At 32.7% G+C, this 5588-nt stretch carries 7 protein-coding genes and 1 pseudogene; 7 read left to right on the forward strand and 1 reads right to left on the reverse strand.

The window, feature by feature from the left end; genetic code table 11:
* From KHW44_RS05805 to KHW44_RS05820, 4 genes and pseudogenes are all read left to right on the forward strand, one after another.
* Positions 1 to 390: pseudogene (locus KHW44_RS05805) on the forward strand (DNA primase); the annotation flags it as partial.
* 137 nt (positions 391 to 527) lie between these two features.
* Positions 528 to 809 carry a VRR-NUC domain-containing protein gene (locus KHW44_RS05810; protein ID WP_304067086.1) on the forward strand — a complete coding sequence of 94 codons (282 nt, stop codon included), beginning with the start codon at positions 528 to 530 and terminating at the stop codon, positions 807 to 809.
* Positions 810 to 2153 carry a DEAD/DEAH box helicase gene (locus tag KHW44_RS05815; protein WP_304067088.1) on the forward strand — a complete coding sequence of 448 codons (1344 nt, stop codon included), beginning with the start codon at positions 810 to 812 and terminating at the stop codon, positions 2151 to 2153.
* Between the two features lie 47 nt (positions 2154 to 2200).
* Positions 2201 to 2602 (forward strand): DUF1492 domain-containing protein, encoded by a 402-nt coding sequence (locus tag KHW44_RS05820; RefSeq protein ID WP_304067090.1) that lies wholly within the window; start codon positions 2201 to 2203, stop codon positions 2600 to 2602.
* A gap of 73 nt (positions 2603 to 2675) precedes the next feature.
* On the opposite strand, the gene KHW44_RS05825 is transcribed toward KHW44_RS05820, so the two are convergent.
* A complete protein-coding gene (locus tag KHW44_RS05825) occupies positions 2676 to 3569 on the reverse strand; it encodes an Abi family protein (protein WP_304067092.1) in 894 nt (297 codons plus the stop codon).
* 159 nt (positions 3570 to 3728) lie between these two features.
* Here KHW44_RS05825 and KHW44_RS05830 point away from each other — a divergent pair, with 159 nt between their 5' ends.
* The 3 genes from KHW44_RS05830 to KHW44_RS05840 form a co-directional block, all read left to right on the forward strand.
* A complete protein-coding gene (locus tag KHW44_RS05830) occupies positions 3729 to 4085 on the forward strand; it encodes an HNH endonuclease (RefSeq protein ID WP_066130548.1) in 357 nt (118 codons plus the stop codon).
* A gap of 118 nt (positions 4086 to 4203) precedes the next feature.
* The gene (locus KHW44_RS05835; protein WP_304067099.1) at positions 4204 to 4776 is read left to right on the forward strand and encodes a P27 family phage terminase small subunit; all 573 of its coding nucleotides are present in this window, start codon (positions 4204 to 4206) and stop codon (positions 4774 to 4776) included.
* A gap of 104 nt (positions 4777 to 4880) precedes the next feature.
* The coding region (locus KHW44_RS05840; protein WP_304067096.1) for an S-adenosylmethionine synthetase N-terminal domain-containing protein at positions 4881 to 5588 on the forward strand (708 nt) is incomplete at its 3' end.

Genomic DNA, 5588 nt, shown 5'->3' on the forward strand with positions numbered 1-5588 from the left:
AGTAGTGATATTAAAAACTACACTGATTATTTAGTAGATAAGGCTGGGGGAGCAGTTCTCAAGTGGTTAATCGAGGGTGCTAAAAAGGCTATTGATGAAGATTTTAAATTCAGCCTACCTAAAAAAGTGGCTGATGCTATCAATGAATATAAGGAATCAAATAACTGGTTTAAGCATTTCTTAAATGAGTGTTGTGAGATTGATTCATCCTATGAAGAAAAATCTGGAGAAGTCTATCAAGAATATAGAGCCTATTGTCTAAGAATTGGTGACTATGTAAGGTCAACAACTGATTTTTATTCAGCTCTTTCATCCAATGGATTTATGAGAGTAAAACTTCGAGATGGAATTAAGATCCAAGGGCTAAAATTAAAAAGCGACTTTGTGTAAATTTAGCTATTGTGCAAGTCTCGAAGGTCATATATATAACTTTTATATAGTACTAAAATTAAAATTAGTATATATATAAAGGTTATAGAAGAGACCTTCGAGACCTTCACACAATCAAGAGAAAGGTTGAAATATCAATGCTAGAAAACGAAATAGAAAAAGCCTTAGTAGATAAGGTGAAACTCCATGGAGGTCTTTGTCTTAAATTTACATCTCCTTCTATGACTGGAATACCAGATAGGATAATACTTCTACCTAAAGGTAAGATAGGATTTGTGGAAACAAAAAGACCTAGAGGAGAAGTAAGACCAATTCAGAAAAAAAGAATAAGGCAATTTAAAAACTTAGGATTTAAGGTTTATGTTCTTGATTCCAAAGAAAACATTGACGAAATAATAAAGAGAATTGGAGGTGACTAATTGGAATACACTCCATATAAATATCAAAACTATGCTACTGAATTTATAAAAGAAAATAAAGAATCGGCACTTCTACTAGACATGGGTCTTGGCAAGACGGTTATAAGCTTAACAGCTATAAAAGACTTACTCTTTGATTCTTTTGAAATCTCTAAAGTTTTAATCATAGCACCATTAAGAGTTGCTAGAGATACATGGAAGGAAGAAATAGAAAAATGGTCCCACCTTGATATCTTAAAATATTCAGTAGCCATAGGTAGTGAAAAAGAAAGAATAAAAGCATTAAATAAGCAGGCAGATATTTATCTAATCAATAGGGAAAATGTAGATTGGTTAATAAATAAAAGCGAACTACCATTTAACTACGATATGATTGTAATTGATGAATTATCATCTTTTAAATCTCATAGGTCAAAGAGGTTTAAAGCCTTGATGAAAGTTAGACCAAAGGTAAAAAGAATAGTTGGACTTACTGGAACTCCATCATCTAACGGACTAATGGACTTATGGGCTGAGTTTAGACTGCTTGATATGGGAGAGAGACTTGGAAGATTTATCGGTCAGTACAGGGAAGTCTACTTCAAACCAGATAAGAGAAATGGACCAATCATATATTCCTATAAACCACTGCCTTTTGCTGAAAATGCAATCTATGAAAAGATATCAGATATAACCGTTTCTATGAAAGCTGAAGATTATCTAAAAATGCCAAAGAAGATAAATAATGAAGTCTTTGTAAATCTATCAGATAAAGAAAGAGGTATATACGAAACCTTAAAAAAAGACTTGGTTGTTAGTATTAAAGATAAAGATATAGATGCTGTTAATGCTGCAGCCCTTTCTAATAAGTTACTTCAAATGGCATCGGGTTCTGTTTATGATGAAGATAAAAATATGATTCATATTCATGATAAAAAGCTTTATGCTTTAGAAGATTTAATAGAGGGTGCTAATGGAAAACCTGTTCTTATAGCCTATTGGTACAAGTCAGATTTAAAAAGAATCAAAGAAAGATTTGATGTAAGAGAACTTAAAACAAGTAAGGATTTTAAAGAATGGAATCAAGGTAAAATTCCAGTTGCCATTATCCATCCAGCATCTGCTGGTCATGGACTGAATTTACAAGCTGGAGGTTCAACACTTATATGGTTTTCTCTTACTTGGTCCTTAGAACTTTATGAACAAACCAATGCCAGACTTTATAGACAAGGGCAGAAAGAAACGGTTGTGATTCATCATATATTAGCAAAAGGAACTATTGATGAAGATGTGATGAAAGCATTAGAAAATAAGAACAAGACACAAGCTGCACTTATAGATGCAGTAAAAGCAAATTTAAAATGAGTAGAGGTTCTATAGGGAACTTACCTCAAAACTTATGGAGGTAAGAAATGAATACAAAAGAATATTTAAAACAAGCTTTTTATTTAGACAAGAGAATTAATAGTAAGCTGGAGCAAGTTGAAAGTTTAAATGCTCTGGCTACAAAAGCTACATCGACCTTATCAGATATGCCTAAGAGTCCTAGTAGAGGAACATCTAAACTTGAAGATACTATTGTTAAAATCATAGATCTTCAAGAAGAAATCAATAGGGATATAGATAGATTGGTAGATTTAAAAAAAGAGATTGTAAGAACAATAAAAAAGATTGAAGACAAAGAACTTCAAGTCGTTTTAGAAAAAAGATACCTCTGTTTTGAATCTTGGGAAAAGATAGCGGTTGAGATGAATTACTCAATTCAGCATATCTTTAGACTTCATAGTAAGGCTTTGAAAAATATAGAGGTATAAAAAAATCGGGTGACGCATAAATGCATCACCCGCAAAACTTTCGTTTTCAATTCGTACTAATATTATAATGGTATTATTGAAGAATGTCAACAACCTCTTTGCAAAAATCATACATTTGGTTTAATGCTGGGGACGATCTATAAAGATAAGCATCCCTAATCATTCTTCCATCGAAGAGTTCCTTAATACTTTTTAGGTAATAAGTTTTTAAATCTTCACTTTTAATAACTATATTTACTGCAATTAATAAAGAAATAAAATCCTGAACAGAATTATTTTTTAGTCTATCTTGGATTGTTCGTCTTCGGGTATTATGTAAAAGAGAATCTAATATATCAACTAATTCATTTTTATAATAACCACTTTTATTAACTAAATCATGGATTACACAATTATTGTGGGCTGAAGCATTTCTTATGTTCCTAACGTTATATAGTAAATCAGAACTAAATTCACCGCAAGAGTATTCTTTGCAATAGTACTTATAGAAATTAACAAATTCGCCAAAAGGAATTACCTCTAGGTAAACCCATATAGGATAATCGGGATGGGTATATTTCGCTAAAAGATTTTTTACATAAGGAGTCTCTCTTCGAAATTCTATCTCGTCTAGCATCTTTGGATAAATAGAAAGATAATTTTTTACAATATCAAATTCGTCTATTCCCCTCTCTTGGATATCTTTTAAAAGATTAACCTTTAAAGAATGTTCTACACTAAGACTAGCGTTAAGAATCCATTGTTTTAGGTACATATCAATGGTGGATAGATCTTTCAAAGCCATAAAATCTAAACCTACATATTGATTATTATGTTTTGAAAAATTTGTTTTATATGCAGTTAGCTTAACATAATAATTGTGTTGATTTAAAAACTTTATAGCGTGTTCCTCATCGCATAAATTAAATGTAATTCCTTTATCTTTTAATTTTTCAACTAATTGTTCAGTCTCAAGAATGCTTAACACCTCTCTTCCTAAAATTTGTTTAATATAATTATATCATAAACATGAGAGTAAAGTTGATAGAATGAGAGTAAGCAGTTGTAGTATTATTAAAATAGCAAAAGAATAATTAAAAGAGTCTTGGAGATTTAATCTTCAGGGCTTTCTTTATGGAGTGATAAAATGCCAAGTAAACCTAAGAGACCATGTTCACATCCAGGTTGTCCTGAATTAGTTGATGGACGATTCTGTAAGAAACATGAGAAAGAATACAACAAAAACTATGAAAAATATAAACGAGATCCTAAAACTCATAAGCGTTATGGAAAAGCATGGAGACTTATAAGGAAAAGATATGTAGCAGAGCATCCACTTTGTGAGATGTGTTTAAAAGAGAATAGAATGACAAAGGTAGAGGAAGTACATCACATACTTCCTCTTTCTCGTGGTGGAACTAATGACGAAGACAATCTTATGAGTCTTTGTAAATCTTGTCACTCAAAGATTCATGCAAAGAGTGGAGATAGGTTTGGAGGATAGTTTTCCGAGGGGAGGGGGAGTCTTAATCTCTACGACTGAACCCCATACCAACGGTGCCGCCCTTTCACGCACAAAAAGGCGGGTTCAAACGCCCTATTAAAAACATGGAGGTGATAGTATCGCTAAAGACGGAACATATAGAGGTGGAAGAAGAGTAAAAGCAGGGGGTAAACCACAGTCTGCTGCTGAAAAAATAGAAAAAGGTAAAAAAGTAGAAATACTAATGAATGATATTTCAACATTCACTCCAGAAGAAATAGATGCAGTTGACTTACCAGACGGAGCAGTTCTTGATGGAACAGATATGCCTACACCAAGTGATTATCTATCAGCAAAGCAAAAGAATGGAATACCACTAGGTGCAGATGAAATATATAAAGAGACATGGGGATGGTTAAAACAGAGAAACTGTGAAAACTTAGTAAATCCAAGATTATTAGAATCCTATTCTCAGGCTTTTGCAAGATACATTCAATGTGAAGAGGCAATAAGTCAATTTGGACTTTTAGGAAAGCATCCTACAACTGGTGGGGTTATTGCATCACCATTTGTACAGATGTCTAGTCAGTTTCAAAAAACAGCCAACCTTTTATGGTACGAGATTTATGACATAGTAAAAGAAAACTGCACTGAAGTTTATGAAGACTACGGAGAAGATATGATGGAAAAATTACTAAGGCAAAGGAGGTAATAAATTTGTACCCTTCCGATGAAACAAGACGAAATCATAGATTTCTTTGTTTCTATCGTTGGGCACGAGTACATTTTCATTATTTAAAGAAAGAGAGGAAGAAAATGTTTGAAAAAGTAAATCCAAAGCATCCAGATAAAATAGCAGATTGTATTGCTGGTGCAATTGTAGATTTAGCATATAAAGAAAAAGATAATCCTAAAATAGCAGTTGAAGTATTGCTAGGGCATGGAAATTGCCATGTAATTATTGAAACAGATTGTAATCTAAATAAAAAAGAAATTGTAACAGCAATTAAGAGGATAGCTGGAGAGGTCATAACAGATATTAAAATCGTAGAACAGGATATCCACCTATCAAATAATCAAAAAGAAAAGATAAGATGTGGTGACAATGGAATTTTTAAGGGAGTGCCAACATCAGATGAAGAAAAGAAACTATCTTTAATTGCTCGTGAAATTTATTCTAATTATCCTTACGATGGTAAATACATTCTTGATGGGGATAAACTCATCATCTGCCAGTCAAATGTATCTACAGAAATTTTAAAATCAATTTATCCAAGAGCAATAGTAAATCCATTGGGAGATTGGACTGGAGGATTTAATGTTGATACTGGAGCGGCTAATAGAAAACTCGGTTCTGATATGGGAAGAGCAGTAACTGGTGGAGGTCTGCATGGTAAAGACCTATCCAAGGCTGATGTATCAGTCAATATTTATGCCCACCTAAAGGCACAAGAGGAAAATAGAGAGATTGAATTATCCTGTGCAATCGGAGATGAAACTGTTGATGGTAGACCATATTCAGAA

The organism is Finegoldia magna, assembly GCF_018371055.1.
GTDB lineage: Bacteria > Bacillota > Clostridia > Tissierellales > Peptoniphilaceae > Finegoldia > Finegoldia magna_I.

Bases quoted from the DNA above. Each gene is read 5' to 3' on its own strand.
- KHW44_RS05810 (WP_304067086.1), top strand. From the start codon at position 528: ATGCTAGAAAACGAAATAGAAAAAGCCTTAGTAGATAAGGTGAAACTC.
- KHW44_RS05820 (WP_304067090.1), top strand. From the start codon at position 2,201: ATGAATACAAAAGAATATTTAAAACAAGCTTTTTATTTAGACAAGAGA.
- KHW44_RS05830 (WP_066130548.1), top strand. From the start codon at position 3,729: ATGCCAAGTAAACCTAAGAGACCATGTTCACATCCAGGTTGTCCTGAA.